Below are 17,324 nucleotides of genomic sequence, written 5' to 3' on the forward strand. Positions count from 1 at the left end.
CACGGGACGGTGCCGCTCACTCGAGGTAGCCGAGTTCACGCAGATGGTCTTCTGGGACGTTGATAGCCTCCCTGCTCCCGTCGTTCTCGCGTTCGACACGCGTGTCGCTGACGTGCGCATCGACCCATGCTCTGACGTCGAACACTGATTCTGGACGAGTGTCGGTCGTTGCACTCGTGTACGCCCGCCAAGAATGTGTCGCTGAGTTCTCGCCGGCGTCGGGCGGGTAGAATTCAGTGCGCATGCCGTGGTCGCTAAGTAGCAGAAGGTCGTCGCCGTCTTCGAGTGCGTCGGCGACCTCCTCAACGAACTCGCCAACGCGGACATAGACGTGTCGAAGGGCGTCCTCGTCGTCGGCGTAGGCGTGGCCGGCGGCGTCGAGGGCATGAACGTGGACGCCGGCGATCGAGACGGGGTGGCGAAGCATCTCGCGCGCCCAAGCGAACTGCTGGGCACACTGGCCGAACAGTTCGCGCTCGAACGTGCTGCGTGGCATCCCCTCGGCAACGGCGTTCATCAGATCCCACGCCCGCTGGAGCGGCCGGCCGTCGGCGACGCCCGGCCAGTTGTGGACGGCTGCGTCCTCGGCATCGAAGATCGACGCGGCGTCGGTCCGGCCGATCCGCTCGCGTTCGCCCGTTTGCGACCGGATGAACTTTCCAAGCGTCCCGCGGGTCGACTCGTCGAGCCGCCCGGAGATGCGGGAGAGTCCCTCGAGGACGGGATTGTCCCACTCGCTCGTGCCACCGCCGGTCACGCCGTGCTCCTCGGGTGACAGACCGGTCGCGACCGTCGCCCACACCTCCGGTGTGTACGGTAGCTCCTGTGTGTTCGCGAACGTCTCGAGGTCACCGCTCGAGGTGAGACGGAACGCGTCGAGGTCGAAGTACTCGACCAGTCCAGCGTCGAGAGCGTCCAGTGCTAAGACAATCACCGTCATTCGCCGCACCCTCCGTCAGTCGGTCGTTGCTCACCGATCATGCATATCCTAGGTCCTCCAGGTCCTCCTGCAGCGCATCCTCTTTGACCACGTACTCGGGATCGAACCGCTCGAGCTGTCGTTCGAGCGCAGGGTCGGTCGCCGGGTCGCCGTCTGAGAGTCGAACGGTTCCATCGTTTGTCGCGAGGTGCTCGTTGTTCATCGCCGCCTTTTGTTCGCCGTAGGCAGCGAAGGCAGCCTCGCGCTCGAGGGTTCCGACGCCGTGTTCGCGCTCGGTTAAGATCGTCGGAACGTCGATCAGCGAGACAACGTCACCGAGGTCGGGCGCGTTTCGGATGCCAAAGGGCACGCGTAACAGTTCCGGCCGCATCTCGCCGGGATGACCCCACAGACCGTCCTCGCCCAACAGTTCGCCGTGGTCCGCACAGAAGACGACGCGCGTCTCATCGGGAATCCGCTCCCAAAGGCGCGCGAGTTTTCGGTCGAGTTCAACGACCTCCCGGCGGTACAGATCGCGAACGAGGTCTTCGTCGCCCGCCGAGCCGCGACCCGAGAGCACACGGCGGGTCACCCGCTGGGCTTCGGCCCGGCTTACGTCCGCGCTATCTGGATCGTACGGATGGTGTGGTTCCATGAAATGGAGCCAGCCGAACCACTCGTCGTGTCCCTCGCATTCCGTGAGGAACTGATTAATCACGTCGTCGGCGGGTCGAAACGACTTCTCGATGTCGGTCACGCGACTCCGGAGCGCCTGATACCGGTTCCAGCCCCAACTCGCGACACGATAGGCAAGGGTCCCGCGATCCAGCAATACCGCCCCCCTCTCTTTGAGTGTCTCGCCGCCTCCTTTCGGAGAGGTAAACGAGTCGAAGCCGTCGTCGTAGCCGTATTCGGCCGACAGGAGGTGATTCGTCGTCACGCCGACGCAGTGACGGTCGAACGCGCGAGCGACGCTCGTTCCGTCTCCGAGGCCGCCACCGGCCGCGTACTCACCGCCGACGATCGCGGGGAAACTCCCGAGGGTCGCCGTCGATGTCGAAAACGCCCGCGGGTGCATCTGCTCAAGGAACTCTTGCGTCCGGTCCATCTCATCGAAGTGATCGGCCCGTAGCGAGTCGACAGTGACCAGTAGCGTTCGTGTCGTCTTCCAGCTGTGACGTTCCTCGAGGCCGTCCGGTATCATCGCAGCAGCCCTCCGATCGCTTTGAGCGCTTCGATAGGCCCCTTTCGCTTCGCGGCCTCGAGTCGTAACCGCGCATCGCGTACGTCGACCACCTTCGCGCCGAGGCGAGCAGGCAGGCAGACCGGAAAGTCGCCATCGAGGGTCGCAAACGGCTTGTCGACTGACTGGTTGCCGAGCCAGAACCCACGCGCGACTATCCCCTCGTATCCCCACTTGTCTAAGAAGTACGACTTGCCCGCCAGCAACTTCTCCGGATTCAGGCGGTTGGCGTCGTACTCGCTACCGCCGCCGGGGTAGTGGGGGAAGAGCACGGACGGACAGGTACCGAACTGCCAGTCGGTCTCACGCCAGTGGCCCACGAAGAAATCGAGGTGATCACGGCCGATGACGTAGTTCTCGTCCCAAGCCAGCTCCTCAAGACACTCCCGCCGGAACGTCACCACGTTCGGGACGAAGTCGAATTCAACGAGTGGGTACTCCGCCACCGTCTCCGTCGTCTTGGGTCCCGTGTCGCGGACGAGCACGTCGTCCTCCTCGTAAAAGTCGTGGCATAGACCCTGGATCCGTCCGTGCTCTAGGAGTAGACCACTAACGCCGCCAAACTCCGGGCGCTCCTTTAGCTGCCTCGCAAGCACGTCGGCGTTCGGCGCTACCTCGTGGTCGCTATCGACGGCTGTGAGGAACTCCTCCTCTAGTGCGTCGAGGATGGCGTTCCGGCCGACTCCCACCCCCGCGTCGTAGGGGAGGTCAAGTACCTCAAGGTCGAACTGCCACTCCCGCTCGTAGAGGTGGGCTCGCTCCTCTGTACGTCCGTCGTCGGCGACATAGACTGTCTCGTACTCATCGGTGGGAACGGACTCAAGCAGCGTCTCGAGCTTCTCAGTTCGGTTGAAGACCTTGACGCTCATCGCCATCGACGTGTCGCTCATCCGTTGTGCACCTCCGCTTGGCTCGATCCGTCGAACGTGTCTTGGTTGACGTTCAGTTCGCGAAATTGCCCTACTCCCTTTCGGTCGGTATAACTGAAGGACACTAGACGTTGCCTGATCCCCCTGTCGACACCCTCACGCTCGAAGACCGTCACGTTGAGGAAGTTACTTATACACAGGCCGTACTCTCGCGGCTCATAGGCGTTCTCGAGCGACCGGCGAACGCCACGGTCAGGGAGGTTCTGGACGAACCGGTTGATCCCCATCAGCTGACCACCTCCTCCGAGTACGACGTGAGGATCCGACGCCCGGTCATGCGTATCCCAGATCCTCGAGTTGTTGCATCACCGACTCATCGAGTTCGCCGTCTTCCTCGACGTCCTCGCGACGCTCGAGCGAGTCGACGAGAGCGTACAGCCGCGCCTGCGGGTCCTCGTAGGGCGCATCGCCCCACTCCGCGAATCTATCGAATGTTTCGTAGCCGAAGTACCCGCCGAGCGCGACCCCCTCGAGCCACCGGGTTCGGTACGAGACATCCTCGAAACCCTTCCGGCGCATGGCGTCGAGGTGTCGGTCGGGGAGGCCGTGATACTCGACGAGGGTTTCACCCTCGCGAAACTTGTCGGGTGCATCATCAGACTCGACAGCGGTCTCGGCGTCGCGTTCCGGGAGCGCAGTGAGATCGCGGCCTCGAGTAGCAGAATCGGACTCGAGGTCGGCCCCGGCGAGAACCGTCTCGTGGACGTCCATGAGATTCACCGACCGGCTATCGGTTGTGGTCCCCTCGACGTGGCCGTCGCGTGCGTCGTAGACCGACAGCGGCACCCGGGCGAGTTCGGGATAGATGCCTGAGAGGTGTTCCCAGCCGCCGTGTTCGCCGAGGAGTTCGCCGTGGTCGCTGACCGTGATAATCAGGTCAAAGGAGTCGCGCAGGGTCGCGAAGATCCGCTCGTACATATGCGAGAGGTAGCGGACGCTATCGTCGTAGGCCCGTTCGATGTCCGCGGGGTCGTCTTTCGGCTCGCCAAGTGAGGCGGCCAGCCCCTCGATATCGACGTCGACGGTCTTCCAATCCGGGGGAGGATCGTACGGCGAGTGAGCCTCCATCAGGTTCATGAACAGGAACTCGTCGTCGCCGAACGCCGTCTCGCGGGCGAGCTCGAGCGCCGTGCTCACACCGTCGTCGACGACCTCGGTGTGGCGACCGAAGCGGGAGTCACGCAATTTTAGTTTTGCGCCGTGTTTCAGCGACGGGATCGTTTGGTTGTCCCCAAGCACTACTTCCTTGAGCGCGAGCGCGTACCGCTCGGGGCCGCTGTCGCGTGTCTGTGCGATAAACCCATCCCAGTCGAAGAGGTCCTCACCATGGTGTTTGAGCCGCCAGCTCTTCTCGAACTCCTCGAAGCCGCGATCGGCGTCGAACACCGGCGAGATGTTGGGATTCGCGCTGAACGCCCGGGTCGTGTAGCCAGCACCCTGCAGCCGCTCGGCGAGCAGCGGTTCGGGGCAGTCGAACGTCTGTGCGCCGGCGTAGATGCCGACCTCGCTGGCGTACCGTCCCGTAAACAGCGATGCGTGGGCCGGAACCGTCCAGTGGCTCGTACTCCAGGCATGCTCAAATCGCCGGCCGGGCAGCCAGTCGAAGTGCTTCTCGAAGGAATCGTATCGAAGCGTATCGAGAACGATGAGTGCAACGTTCGTCATTGATTCGTATGGAGGGTTATCTGTTTGATCGAATGGCGTTCGGCAGGTCATATCGGAGCGTGTCGACGACGTTCCAGACCCCCTTTCGCCACAGCCAGTCGTTGACCCGTCCCGGGAGTGTATCAGGGACGAGCACGCTCTCGTAACGGTCGGGATACTCCCGTTTCAGGCGTGCCTCGAGCATTTCGTCGAGTGTCGCCCGCGGCGGATCGGGATGGTGCATCCGGACTTCGTCGTGATACGCACAGTGGCCGTCGGCGTCGCGCTCCATCCGCCAGCCGAACTCGGTGTCGTCGCGCCAGCCGGCGAACGTCGATCGAAAGCCGCCGACGCTGAGCGCTACGTCACGGTCGAACGCGAGGTTGCAGCCGACGTAGCGACGCTCCCCGCCGTATGTCCGCCCGCCGAAGACGGCCCCCTCGAGACAGACGAGCTCCGGATCGCGGTCGAACGCGGACACGATCTTCGAAAGCCAGTCTCGAGGCGGCAGACAGTCGTCGTCAGTCAGTGCGACGATCTCGCCGTGGGAAGCGCGAATCCCTTCGTTTCGTGCCTCGCAGATGTCGAGCGTCGCATCGTCGACGACGATTACCTCGTATGCGTCGGCCGTCTGCTCGCGGAGGGACTCGACGACGGCGTCGTGACTGTTTGCAGGAATTGTTGGGATGACCACGGAGATGGTCGGGTCTGGATGGTCGATCGGATGCAGCAGCGAGCCGTCTGTGGGTTCCGTCATTCGTCGGTCACCCCCTCAAGCGACGCGTCACGGTCCTCATCGAGGGCGCGGATAGCCTCGGTGGGGCGGCGTCGTTGGCCCGGTTCGAGCCGCTCCAGTTCGTCGGTACTGGGGCCCACGTCAGCGGCCGCCGTCTCCGCGACGACCGCACGAAGATCCTCCGCGAAGCGGTCGTACTCGTAGCGTCTAGCGGCCTGGCGGATCTCGACGGGGTCGAAGTCGTCGGGATCGAACCGCCGTACCGTCTCCCGGATCGACGAGACGGTCGGCTCGAAGCACAGCCCCGTCCGCCCTCCTTGTACCTGATACCGCGTGAACCCCTCGTCGACCCCGAGCAGGGGTTTGCCGGCCATCATCGTTTCCGCGCCGACGAGACCGAAGTCCTCCTGTTTCGGCGCGTAGACGACGGCGGTGGCCCGCGCGACCAGCGACTCGATGTCGTCGACGTAGCCCCGGACCTCGATGTTGTCGTGGGTCGCCGCGAACGCCTCGAGTCGCTCGCGTTGGTGGCCATCGCCGGCGATCACGAGCCGTTCGTCCAGCCCCGCGAAGGCCTTCGCGATCAGGTCGATCCGCTTTTCCGGGGCGAGTCGCGACCAGGTGACGAAGTAGCCGTCGTCGCCCTCGTTTCGCCAGTCGCCAGTGACCGGCGGGTAGACGACCGTCGCGTCCCGGTCGTAGTATCGGCGGATCCGATCGCGGACCAGTTCGCTGTTCGCGACGAACTGATCGACGTAGTCGTTTGCCTCCTTGTCGAGTGCCCGCCATCCCTTCGCGTAGGCCTTGACGCCGGCCTCGACGATCGGTTTGCGAAACGACGAGAGCCGGTCCCGGTAGAGGTCGTAGAGCCACCGCGGCGGACTGTGCGGGTAGTGGACGATCCGCTGGCCGACTTCGGGTACGTAGGATTTCGACAGCGGCGCACTCTCTAGGATCACGTCGTACTCTGCAAGCGCCGGATGCGCATCTGTCATATCGAGCGCCACGTTGAGCGTCTCGAGGGGGTTCATTCCCTCGTTTTGCCACTCGAGAAACGGCTGCCAGGGCAGCGAGGTGTACTTTTCCTGTCGGAACGGGACCACGGTGACGTCGGTGGGAATGTCGGTTCCCCCAGTGACGTAGGCCGTGTAGATCGGTGCGTCGAGGACGCGTGCGGCCTCGATGGCGAACTCCTCGCCACCCCCGATTCCGGGGAAGCGGTCGTGGAGGATCGCCACGTCGGTCACTGTAACACCTCCCGGAGTTCTTCGTCGGGCATCCACGTGCCGTCGTGGGTCTCGTCGTCGCTGTCGGCTCGAGCGCGTAGGAGGGTAACGCTCGCACGAAACAGCGAGATCTGGGTGTCGAACAGCGAATAGAGCGGCTGGAGCGGCCCAAGTGCGTCGCGGGAGCCAAGCGCCGTGAACGCGAGGATGCCGGCCGGTGTCACCAGTCCGAACGGGCCAAGCAGCGCCAGCGAACCGACCGTGGCCAGCGCGAGTCCCGCCGCAACGAGCCACGGTGAGACGATCATAAACCACCAGTTGAAGGGGAGGACGACCCGGCCGTAGGCGCCGTGGCGGCCGAGGGCGTCGCGCTGTCGCCAGAGGAGTCGCAACAGCCCCATCGCGCGCCGGTCTTTCTGTTCGCGGCGCTTGCCGAACGACGAGTGGGCGGCTTCCTTGTAGTGGATGGCCGGATCGAAGACGACCCGGCCGCCGTTGCGTCGAATCTTGAGCGCGAGTTCGGTGTCGTCGGCGATCGAATCCTCGTCGATCGGGACGATCGCGTCGCGTTCGAACGCTGAAAACGGCCCGTGGAAGATCAGCGTCGAGTCGATATGGGACTCGAGCACCTGAATCATCGTCTGGATGTCGCGATAGCCCCGCTCGACTTCGCTGTCGCCGAGGATCTCGGCGTTGCGGCCAGTCACCCCCGCGACCTCGGGATCGGCGAGGTTCGCCACGGCTCGCCGGACGGCATCGGGTGCGATCCGGGAGTCGCAGTCGGTCTTGATGACGACCTCGTTGGCCGCGGCCGCGTAGGCCTCGTTCAGCGCGACTGCAAGCCCCCGGCGTTCGTCTTCGCGGATGAGCGTCAACTGGGGTTCGTCTCGGCCGGCGAAGAACGTCTCGACCAGCTCGGCCGTTCCATCGTCGCTCGAGTCGACGACGACGATTTCGACTTTCTCCATCGGGTAGTCGAGTTCGACCAGTTCCTCGAGTTTCGACTCGACGATGGCTGCCTCGTTGTACGTCGGCAGGACGATGCTCACCGACGGCTCTCGCGGCCACGTGGTGGCGGGCGTTCCCGATGGCCGTCGGAGGTAGTAGACGCCGAGGTAGATCAAATACGGAAGTCCAGTCAGTGCGATCAGCCCGAATAGCGCCTCGAGGAACCGCTTCATGCGAGTACGCCTGAACGCTCAACGGGTTGCGGCAAAGCACGACGGCTTGCATAGTGCAGGGGGTGGTCGTCTTCCCCCAATCGCGGCCAACGATATCCGGTGGTCACCAGACGAGTCCGTCTCGTTCGAGTGATTCTACGGACTCCTGTCATACGGTCTGCTGTACCGATGTACCGGTGCAACCGCAGTGCAGGTCGCGGTTGCACCGGAACTGACTGACAGTAGTCCGTATCAGTGCCGGCGCACCCGAATGGCGGATCGCGAGTGCGCTGGGACCCAGTGACCATAGACCGTACTGTGCCTGACCGGATCAGCGCCGAACCACCCGTTTTCGAGTCATTCAGTTCGAAGACGCACTTCCGTTAATACTGTTGCCATGATATCACTACCCATGGCTGAAACCGACTCATCAGTCCGCAACGTCCGCGTCTGGGCAGCACACGGCCACCTCGGCTGGTGGGTGCTGGGAGCCGTGTTGTTGGCCGTGCTGGGACTCGTCGTCGACCAGTACCTCCCCTGGCTCGTCTTCGGGTTGTTCATCTACTACGTCGCACGGCCGATCACCCGACGGCTTGAGCGGCGGATCGCCTCGCCGACACTCGTTGCCGCACTGACGTTGCTGCTGATCGTTGTCCCGATCGTCGTGATGATCGGCGCGGTGTTGCTCGTCGCGCTCGGGCAACTGGTGACGATGGTCGCTGATCTGCCGGTCGACAGAATCCTCGCGCAGTTGCCAGTCCAGGTCACGGACCTCCCAAACACGCCCTCGGAGGTGTACGACACGACGGTCGTACTGATCCAGGACCCGTCAGTGCAAACCGTGGTTGGCTCCGTCGGGCAGGTGATCGGAGCGGTCGGTGCAGTGCTGTTTAACATGTTCATCTCGCTGCTGATCGCGTTCTTCCTGCTGATCAGCGACCGCAACATCGCCACCTGGTTCGAATCGAACGTGTTCGGCGAGGAGAGTCTGGCGACGGACTATCTCTCGGCTGTCGATCGCGGGCTGAGTTCGGTCTACTTCGGCTACACGATGACGATCTTCGCGGTGATCATCCTCTCGGCGATCATCTACACGGTGTTTAATTTCTTTGCGCCTGCCGACCTGGCGATTCCCTCGGCGGTGCTGTTCGCCGTCGTCACCGGCCTCTTCACGCTCGTGCCGCTCGTGGGGCGATCGGTCGTCTATTTTGCGATCGCTGGGACGCTTGCAGTGCAGGCAGCGTTGAGCGATCCGCGACTCCTCTGGTTCCCGCTCGTCTTCCTTGCGGTCATGATCGTCGCCTTCGACAACCTCGTCCGGACCTACATCCGGCCGTACCTCTCCGGGCGAACGCTCAACACCGGGCTGGTCATGTTCGCGTACCTGTTCGGCCCACCGCTATTCGGCTGGTACGGGATCTTCCTCGGCCCGTTCCTGATGCTGTTCATCGTGATGTTCGTCCGGCTGATCCTCCCGGTTCTGGCCAATCCAGACCGTGAGCGCGTCGCCGTCGAACCCGAACACACGCTCGACGAGTTCACCGAGCGCGTCCCCGAGCGCGAGAAAGCCCCGCCGTCGGATGTCGATCGGACCGATATCGGATCGGGATAAGCCTCATTCATACGGTCTGCTGGGTTCCGCATACCCACATGTCGGGTCGCGGGCCCGCTAACGCTGGCTGACAGTGGTCCGTCTCACAGGACAAGATAACTACCGATCCAGTAGCCCGCATAGAGGAGCGCGAGGATGACCGCCTCGAGGCGTTTGATCCGGCCGCGACGGAGAAACAGACCGATGGCGACCGTCGACACGAAAAACGCCGGCCAGTAGAACGTCAGGACGGAGGGCTCGAGCGCGAATCCGCGCGTGACAGCGAGGAGGCCGACGTTTCCGGTGGCGAAAAAGATCAGGCTGCCGACGATGTTGCCGACGGCGATGCTCGGCCGTCCCTCGCGGATCGGGGCCACGACCAGCGTCACCTCCTCGAGTGACATCGCAGCCCCGACGACCGTCATCCCGAACACCGTTTGATTTAGGCCGAACGCGGTGACGATCCCGCGTGCACCCCGGACGGCAAGTTCGGAGCCGACAACGATGCCGACGACGAACAGCGCCGATAGCCCGAGGTAGTACAGCGACCCGCGCCCGTCGGTGTCGACGTCCTCGAGCGCCTCTTCGGCTTCTTCGTCCCGAAAGGTCTCTCGCCCGCGGTGCTCTTCGCGATAGATGTACCCGAGAATGAGTCCGAAGATTACGAGGAGAGTGATTCCGTCCAGACGAGAGACGGTCCCGTCGACGATGAACGCGAGCAACACGAGCGGCGAGACGAGCAATAAGAACAGATAGTCGCGGTCGATCGTCGGTTCGAACGGCGTGAGGAAGCCGCCGACCGCGACTGCAACCCCGACGAGGAAGAGCCCGGACCCCAATGCGGAGCCGATCGCAACGCCCGGTAGGTCACTGAGTATTGACGCGACGCCGAACGCCCAGTTTTCGAGGTCCAGACCCGCAAAGAAGATCGCGAGGACGAACGTCGACAGCCCCGTCACCACTGCCGCTTTCGTAATGCTTTCGACGAGTTCCTCGGCGCTGTATACGATCAGTCCGACCCCGACGAGGAACGCCACCACAGCGACGAGTGGGGACGCGATCGCCATAGAGCCCCTTCGTGACAAACTGCCAAATAGACCGGGCCGGCCGTAGACCAGCTGTGAACGAGACACACCGACCGGTGGCTTTTTTCTCCTCGCCTCGAGAGATCCACGTACGCGATTCCCCGCTTGGAACCCATCACACTTCCGTTACGCATTCCACATTCGATATGCTTTTAGGGGACTACGGTATAGATGCGTGTATGTCTGTGCTAGCTGAGTCCGCCGTCGGGCACGACGAACTCGCCGTGCTCAAACTCCTTGCACTCGAGGGTGGACTCGAGGGCGACGTCAAAATCTCCTGTTCGCATCTCGCCGATCGACTCGACGCATCGAGTCAGACCGCCTCCCGTCGGCTTCAGCGCCTCGAGAGTGCCGACTTACTCGAGCGCGATACCGTCAGCGACGGCCAGTGGGTCCAGATTACGGAGACCGGCGAGCGCACGTTACGTGCCGAATACGAGGATTACCGGCGTATCTTCGAGACGGACGCGCAGGTTGCACTCGAGGGCACCGTCACCAGCGGCATGGGTGAGGGCCGCCACTACATCTCCTTGCCCGGCTACCAGCGTCAGTTCGAGGAGCGCCTGGGCTACGAGCCGTTCCCCGGCACGTTGAACGTCGATCTCCGCGAGGACAGCGTCCGCCGACGCAGCGCCATGGCCTCGCTCGAGCCGGTCCCAATCGATGGCTGGGAGTCCGAGGATCGGACCTACGGTCCCGCCGTCTGTTATCCCGCGACGATCGAAACCGGCGACGGCGAGGTCTACGACGACGCCCACACCATCGCACCCGAACGCACCCACCACGACGACGACCAACTCGAGGTGATCGCTCCCGACAAGCTCCGGGAGGAACTCGAACTCGAGGACGGCGATCACGTCACCGTCTCGGTGGGTGATCGCGAATGACTGGCCAGGCCGGTCCACAATCGGCCGACGATGGATCGCAAACGCCGACAGATGTGGCCTCGAGCGCGTTCGACGACGCGCTCGAGTCGCTGCGAGCGGGCGAGCCGATCCTCGTCCACGACGCGGCCGACCGCGAAGGTGAGACTGACCTGATCTATCACGCCGACGCCGTCACGCCCGAGGCCGTCGCTCGCCTGCGCAACGACGCGGGCGGGCTCGTCTGCGTCGCACTGGGCCACGACGTCGCGGAGGCGTTCGATCTCCCCTTCTACTCGGAAGTGATCGACCACCCCGCGACGGCCAACCACGAACTCGGCTACGACGACCGCTCGTCGTTCTCACTGACGGTCAACCACCGCGATACCTACACCGGCATCACCGACGAGGACCGGTCGACGACCATTCAGGCGCTCGGCGAGGCTGCCGCTGCGCCCGCTGCGACGGACTTCGCTGCGGAGTTTCGGGTCCCCGGCCACGTTCATCTGCTGAAAGGTGCCCCTGACCTGCTCGCTCAGCGCGAGGGCCACACCGAACTCGGCCTCGCCTTGGCCAACGCCGCCGATCGCTCGCCCGCCGTCGTCGTCTGCGAGATGCTCGACGACGACACCGGCGAAGCACTCTCGCCTGCCGACGCCCGCGCCTACGCCGATCGGCACGGCTTTGCCTACCTCGAGGGCCGAGACGTCCTCGCGCGGCTCGGGGATGGCGCGCGGCAATAACGCCCGTCCGGACGAGCCGCTCGAGTCGCGCCGAATTGACCCGTCAGCCGGCGTCCAGCCACAAATCGCGAACACTTAGTACGGGGGCTTTCAACAGTTCTGATCATGGGATTCGACGAGATGGACGTCGATACGATCTGGATGGACGGCGAATTCGTCGACTGGGACGAGGCGCAGGTCCACGTTCTCACGCACGGCCTCCACTATGGGTCGGGCGTCTTCGAGGGTGCGCGCTGTTATGAAACCGACAAGGGCCCGGCACTGTTCCGCTGGGAGGAACACCTAGAGCGGCTGTTCCAGTCCGCAAAGCCCTACGAAATGGACATCGGGTTCACGAAGGAGGAACTCACCGAGGCGACCAAGGAACTCATTCGGCGCCAGGGGCTCCCCTCCTGTTACGTTCGCCCGATCGCCTACTACGGCTACAATTCGCTCGGCGTCAGCCCAAAGGACTGCCCGACTCGCACCGCCATCGCGGTCTGGCCGTGGGGTGCCTACCTCGGCGAGGAGGCCCTCGAGAACGGCATCGACGTGATGATCTCCTCGTGGCGGAAACACGCCTCGAGTCAGATTCCGACCAACGCCAAGACGACCGGCCTCTACGTCAACAGCATGCTCGCGGGCGAGGAGGCCCGCCGCAACGGCTACGCCGAAGCGCTCGTCCTCAACAAGGAGGGCAACGTCGCCGAAGGCCCCGGCGAGAACGTCTTCCTCGTGCGCGACGACGAGATCTACACGCCCGCCCTCTCGGAGTCGATTCTCGACGGTATCACTCGTGACTCCGTAATCGAAATCGCGGAAGAGCTTGGCTACACCGTCCACGACGACGTCTCCATCTCGCGTGGCGAACTCAACACCGCCGACGAGCTGTTCTTTACCGGCTCCGCGGCCGAGGTCACGCCCATCCGAAAGGTCGACAACGTCGTCGTCGGCGACGGCTCGCGCGGCCCCGTGACCGAAGAGATCCAGCAGCAGTTCTTCGAGATCGTCGAAGAAGCCCCCGACGAGTACGCCGAGTGGTTCGAGTTCGTCGACATCGAATAATCGATTCCTCGCAATAGAACTGGCTATCGGGCTCGCTGTAAGTCGATTTCTGCACTTGTCTTCGAACGTGTGATCGCTGTGGCGGGAGCGCGGCTCGAGCAGCTGCGAGAGCCACGCGACTCTACGGAAGAGCACGCTCTTCCGAGCATCGCGGAAGCGAAGCTTCCGCTCAGCGGGGGAGGGCAGGCGATTACCGATACTCACCGCGAGCGAACGGGTACGCGGCGCAAAGCGCCGCGGAAAGACGAACGGCGTAGCCGTGAGTCAGTGACCGAGCGGGCCGACGACTGATCGAGAGGCCGCGCAACGCGCGGCTGGCGGGGAAGGAGGAGTGCTTTTAATCGAAATTTTCCCGAGGGAGCGGCTTCGCCGCGACCGCAGCGTAAAATTTCGTTGTTTAATCGTCGTCGGTCCTGCCCGCCTTCGCTTCGTCGATGACGTCGATCGAGATGCCAGCGTCCATGCCACGGTGGTTTGCGTCGCCGAACCCGGCACTGAGCACGCGCGTCAGCGCGTCCTCGACGTCCTCCTCGAGCTCCGTAATTTCGTCCGGTTCGACTTCGACGACGTATCCTGTCGTGATGTTCGGCGAGGTCGGGAGAAACAGGACTTCGCGGCCGTCGTTGGTCACCTTGCCGGTCTTGAACGCCGTCATCCGCAGCCCTTCCCAGGTTTCGATCTTGACCGGTTTCTGGAGCGATTCCTGTTCCCCGAAGGCCGTCTCGGCGGCCATCTTCGAGGCGTTGTAGACGACCCGGATCACGGGCACCCGATTCGCAAGATTGTCGACGAGCCGTTCGACCAGCCCGCCGATGGTCGTCCGCATGAGATAGCCGACCGAAAACGTCAGAATTACGAAGACGGTCAGCGCGACGATCACGCGGAGAAACTGGGCCACCTGCTCGCGCGTCTGCTCGGCCTGTGCGCTCGAGCCCGAAATGAGTGGCTCGAGCGCATCGGCGTTGAGAATCAGCCCCGGTGTCAGACCGGCAACCAGTCCATAGAGCCAATAGATAGCGTAGAGCGTGACGAGAATGGGACCCAGGACGACGAGCCCGCTCGCGAAGTCCCGTTTCCACGATGCCATGTGCTGAAACTCACACTACTGGCTAATGAGCCCTTCCCTTTCTCGTATTTTTCCCGTTGATAGTGGTCCTCGGTGACGCCCGACACGGATAGTTCAAGCCGCCAGCCTGTAAAGCAGCGACTATGAGTCCCACGGAGGAATCCGCAGACGGGCGGGCCGATCCGCTGGACGCGTTCCGTCAGTTTTTCGCGCTCGAGCGGGACGTGCTCGTTCTCTCGGTAGCGATGTTCGCCTTTAGCCTCGGCTTCCAGATGACGAGCCGATATATGGCCGAGTACATGTCGGCGCTCGGGGCCTCCGTGTTCGTCATCGGACTCTTCGGCACGTTCGGGAACGTCATCAGCGCCGTCTACCCCTATCCCGGCGGCGCGATCTCGGATCGGATCGGCTCGCGGTACGCCCTGACGGCGTTTGGGCTCTGCTCGACGCTCGGATTCGGGGTCTGGCTCGTTGCGCCCGCACTCGCGGACGTGACCGTCGGCCCGACATCGCTTGCGATCGTCGTGATCTTTCTCGGCTTGCTGCTCGCGCAGGCGTGGAAATCGTTCGGGCTCGGGGCGACCTTCGCCATCGTCAAACAGGCGGTGCCGCCCTCGCAGCTGGCCGCCGGCTTCGCGAGCACCGAGACGTTTCGCCGAAGCGCCTTCCTCGTCGGCCCGCTGGTCGCCGCCGCACTCTTTTTCCCGTTCGGCTCGAGCGACGGGGAGATCGTCATCGCCTTCCAGTTGCTCTTGCTCGTGTCCGTTGCCTTCGGCGTCTTTGGGACGGTCGTCCAGCACGTTCGTTACAGGCCCGACACGGACGGCATCGGCAAGGAATTCGAGGGCGTCTCCCAGTTGCTGGCCGACCTTCGTGCGATGCCCGCCGAACTTCGGCCCCTGCTGATCGGTGATACGCTCGTTCGCTTCGCCAACGGGATGGTCTACGTCTTCTTCGTCATCGTCGTCACCCGGTTTCTCGAGGTCGGCCTGGCCGTCTCCCTGCCGATCGTCGGCGCGATCGCCCTCTCGCCGCAGTCGTATTTCGGGCTGCTACTCGGGCTCGAGATGGTCGTCGCTCTGTTGACGATGATTCCGGTCGCAAAGGCCGCCGAACGAGTCGGACTGAAGCCGGTCGTCGCGCTCGGGTTCGTGGTCTATGCAGTCTTTCCGGTCCTGTTGATCAACGCGCCCGCTGACCCCGCCGTCCTCGCGGCCCTCTTTGCGTTCTCGGGGCTTCGGTTCGCGGGCTTGCCGGCCCACAAGGCGCTGATCGTCGGCCCCGCCGAACAGGGTGCTGGCGGTCGGGTGACTGGCGCGTACTATCTCCTGCGAAACGTGGTCGTCATCCCGAGCGCCGCACTCGGCGGCTTGCTCTGGGACGGCGTCTCGAACCCGCTGACCGGCACGCAGGTGTTTGCCGGCGATCCAGTCGTCGCCTTCTCCATCGCGACGGGAATCGGCCTCGTCGGCACCGCGTACTTCCTGCTGTTCGGCGAGGAGTTCGAAGCCTATCGGTAGCCACCACTAGAGGAACAGCCGGTAGTAATACGGGCTGACGAACCCCTCGATGATCGCCGCGACCGCAAGCACGATTCCGATCCCGATTAGGACCCAGAACGCACGCTCGAGCGCGGCTGCGAGTTCGGGCCGCTCGACACGCCCCCGCCACGTCTGCCAGGCGGTGACGCCGACAGAAATCCCCAGCGCGCCGGCGATCAGGATCACCGGAATCTCGAGGATGCCGTGTGGGAGGACGAACGCGGCGAGTTCGAACGGATCGACCTCGAGGCGGGCAAGGACACCGATACTGACACCGTTGAACAGCAGCGACACGATCGCCGGGATCGCGAACGCGACGCCCGCGTAGGCCGTCGTGAACGCGACCAGCCAGTTGTTGCCAAACAGGTTCGCCGCCATCGTCGGCGGGAACTCCCCCTCGAGGCGAGCCGTAATCGACGCCTCGAACGTGCCGACGAAGGGACCGGCGGCAACCCACCCCATCCAGAACCCGAGGAGGCCGAGGCCGGCGGCGACCACGTGGGCTCCTGGGTGTGCCCGGACGAACGCGATCAGTTCGTGCCAGCCACGACGGAGTCCGGCTTGGACCCCGTCGCGAAGCGATCGTGCCGGTGGCTCCGGTGGGCGTAGTCGCCCACGATAGCCACAGTAGATGGCAGTCTTCAGCAGGTCCAGCGCCGGCATGACGACCAGCGCGGAGAGCAGCGAGCCGACGGTGACGATGTCAGCCACCGAGAACAGGCCCGTGATCGTCGAGAGCCCGACGAGCACACCGATCGCGATTACATAATAAAAGGCCGCCGCGACCGGCTGCGAGCGAACGAATCCGAGAACGTTCCGCAGCGAGGTGACCACGCCCGCGTCGTCGACGACGATCGCGACCGGCGCGAGCGCGAAGAGCGCACGAACGACGAGCACACCGAGGAATGCGACGAACGCGCCCAGCAGGACGACGGGGATCGCGACGGCCCCCGAACCGGCCGCAAGCGAGATGCCGCCGGCGAACAGCGCCGTGGCGATACCGACAGTCCCGAGGACGACCGCCCAGCACACCAACTCGAGGACGAACAGCCCGAGAAACCGGAGCCAGAAGCGAACCGCGCCGTCGATTCCGGTACGGAGCCCGCGAGTCCCACGGAGCCGGCCGTAACAGGCCGACACCTGGCCCGCAGCGACGGCGGCCGACAGCACCGCGAACACCAACACGCTCGCAATGACCGAGACAGCGGCGAGTGCGAGCAGCGGCGGCGTCACGAGCTGGTCGACGAGCGGCTCGAGGCCGCTGGCCCACGTCTCGAACGCTTCGGGATCGGCGTTAGGGTCGGGCGGCGATTCGAGGTCTGCTAGCTGGGTTTGGATCGTCTCGAGTCGACCGGTCGCCGCGAGCTGCAGGTAGGCAACGCCGAGCGCGAGAAACGGGACGACACGGACGATCGCGGGAACCGCGACGCCAAGGAGGTACAGCGGCAGGAGATCGCCCGGTCGACGGCGGAGGACGGCGACAACCGCGGCGACGAAATCTGACAGGGCCATACCGGCCCTTGGATCGCATATC

Annotated in this window: 16 protein-coding genes; 5 read left to right on the top strand and 11 right to left on the bottom strand. The window is 64.1% G+C overall.

Translation table 11 applies throughout. The features are described 5' to 3' along the window. Positions 1 to 16: 16 nt before the first annotated feature. The 8 genes from E2L06_RS11470 to E2L06_RS11505 are packed head-to-tail and all read right to left on the bottom strand — an operon-like array spanning position 17 to position 7,878. The gene (locus tag E2L06_RS11470; RefSeq protein WP_138781520.1) at positions 17 to 940 is read right to left on the bottom strand and encodes an alkaline phosphatase family protein; all 924 of its coding nucleotides are present in this window, start codon (positions 938 to 940) and stop codon (positions 17 to 19) included. Positions 941 to 977: 37 nt separating this feature from the next. Continuing rightward, positions 978 to 2,123: a sulfatase-like hydrolase/transferase gene (locus E2L06_RS11475; protein ID WP_138781522.1), complete on the bottom strand. Its 1,146-nt coding sequence runs from the start codon at positions 2,121 to 2,123 to the stop codon at positions 978 to 980. Next, the gene (locus tag E2L06_RS11480) at positions 2,120 to 3,052 is read right to left on the bottom strand and encodes a glycosyltransferase family A protein (RefSeq protein WP_138781524.1); all 933 of its coding nucleotides are present in this window, start codon (positions 3,050 to 3,052) and stop codon (positions 2,120 to 2,122) included. Before E2L06_RS11480 ends, E2L06_RS11475 begins: the two co-directional genes overlap by 4 nt. Then, positions 3,049 to 3,318 carry a hypothetical protein gene (locus tag E2L06_RS11485; protein ID WP_138781526.1) on the bottom strand — a complete coding sequence of 90 codons (270 nt, stop codon included), beginning with the start codon at positions 3,316 to 3,318 and terminating at the stop codon, positions 3,049 to 3,051. Before E2L06_RS11485 ends, E2L06_RS11480 begins: the two co-directional genes overlap by 4 nt. A 46-nt stretch (positions 3,319 to 3,364) precedes the next feature. Further along, a complete protein-coding gene (locus E2L06_RS11490) occupies positions 3,365 to 4,756 on the bottom strand; it encodes a sulfatase-like hydrolase/transferase (protein WP_138781528.1) in 1,392 nt (463 codons plus the stop codon). A gap of 16 nt (positions 4,757 to 4,772) precedes the next feature. Further along, the gene (locus E2L06_RS11495; protein ID WP_171052353.1) at positions 4,773 to 5,492 is read right to left on the bottom strand and encodes a glycosyltransferase family 2 protein; all 720 of its coding nucleotides are present in this window, start codon (positions 5,490 to 5,492) and stop codon (positions 4,773 to 4,775) included. Further along, on the bottom strand, positions 5,489 to 6,718 hold the full coding sequence (locus tag E2L06_RS11500) for a glycosyltransferase (RefSeq protein ID WP_138781530.1): 1,230 nt from the start codon (positions 6,716 to 6,718) through the stop codon (positions 5,489 to 5,491). The genes E2L06_RS11495 and E2L06_RS11500 overlap by 4 nt, the downstream gene beginning before the upstream one ends. Further along, positions 6,715 to 7,878, bottom strand: a complete 1,164-nt coding sequence (locus E2L06_RS11505) for a glycosyltransferase (RefSeq protein WP_138781532.1) — start codon at positions 7,876 to 7,878, stop codon at positions 6,715 to 6,717. The genes E2L06_RS11500 and E2L06_RS11505 overlap by 4 nt, the downstream gene beginning before the upstream one ends. 391 nt (positions 7,879 to 8,269) lie before the next feature. Here E2L06_RS11505 and E2L06_RS11510 point away from each other — a divergent pair, with 391 nt between their 5' ends. Next, positions 8,270 to 9,469: an AI-2E family transporter gene (locus E2L06_RS11510; protein ID WP_138781534.1), complete on the top strand. Its 1,200-nt coding sequence runs from the start codon at positions 8,270 to 8,272 to the stop codon at positions 9,467 to 9,469. Between the two features lie 83 nt (positions 9,470 to 9,552). Here the strand turns inward: E2L06_RS11510 and E2L06_RS11515 are convergent, their stop codons facing one another. Further along, the gene (locus tag E2L06_RS11515) at positions 9,553 to 10,515 is read right to left on the bottom strand and encodes a sodium:calcium antiporter (protein ID WP_138781536.1); all 963 of its coding nucleotides are present in this window, start codon (positions 10,513 to 10,515) and stop codon (positions 9,553 to 9,555) included. 197 nt (positions 10,516 to 10,712) lie between these two features. On the opposite strand from E2L06_RS11515, the gene E2L06_RS11520 reads away from it, so the two are divergent. From E2L06_RS11520 to E2L06_RS11530, 3 genes are all read left to right on the top strand, one after another. Further along, complete coding sequence (locus E2L06_RS11520; protein ID WP_138781538.1) at positions 10,713 to 11,420, top strand: DUF120 domain-containing protein; 708 nt, start codon at positions 10,713 to 10,715, stop codon at positions 11,418 to 11,420. Next, positions 11,417 to 12,139, top strand: coding sequence for a 3,4-dihydroxy-2-butanone-4-phosphate synthase (ribB, locus tag E2L06_RS11525; protein WP_138781540.1), 723 nt, complete (start codon positions 11,417 to 11,419; stop codon positions 12,137 to 12,139). The genes E2L06_RS11520 and ribB overlap by 4 nt, the downstream gene beginning before the upstream one ends. Positions 12,140 to 12,244: 105 nt before the next feature. Continuing rightward, positions 12,245 to 13,183, top strand: coding sequence for a branched-chain amino acid transaminase (locus tag E2L06_RS11530; RefSeq protein WP_138781542.1), 939 nt, complete (start codon positions 12,245 to 12,247; stop codon positions 13,181 to 13,183). A 397-nt stretch (positions 13,184 to 13,580) separates the two neighbouring features. Here the strand turns inward: E2L06_RS11530 and E2L06_RS11535 are convergent, their stop codons facing one another. Beyond that, positions 13,581 to 14,270, bottom strand: coding sequence for a DUF502 domain-containing protein (locus E2L06_RS11535; RefSeq protein WP_138781544.1), 690 nt, complete (start codon positions 14,268 to 14,270; stop codon positions 13,581 to 13,583). Positions 14,271 to 14,392: 122 nt separating this feature from the next. Here E2L06_RS11535 and E2L06_RS11540 point away from each other — a divergent pair, with 122 nt between their 5' ends. After that, positions 14,393 to 15,769, top strand: a complete 1,377-nt coding sequence (locus tag E2L06_RS11540) for an MFS transporter (protein ID WP_138781546.1) — start codon at positions 14,393 to 14,395, stop codon at positions 15,767 to 15,769. A gap of 6 nt (positions 15,770 to 15,775) precedes the next feature. Here the strand turns inward: E2L06_RS11540 and E2L06_RS11545 are convergent, their stop codons facing one another. Then, positions 15,776 to 17,302 (bottom strand): stage II sporulation protein M, encoded by a 1,527-nt coding sequence (locus E2L06_RS11545; protein ID WP_138781548.1) that lies wholly within the window; start codon positions 17,300 to 17,302, stop codon positions 15,776 to 15,778. Between the last annotated feature and the right edge of the window lie 22 nt (positions 17,303 to 17,324).

The organism is Haloterrigena sp. H1 (assembly GCF_005938085.1).
Taxonomy (GTDB): Archaea; Halobacteriota; Halobacteria; order Halobacteriales; family Natrialbaceae; genus Natrinema.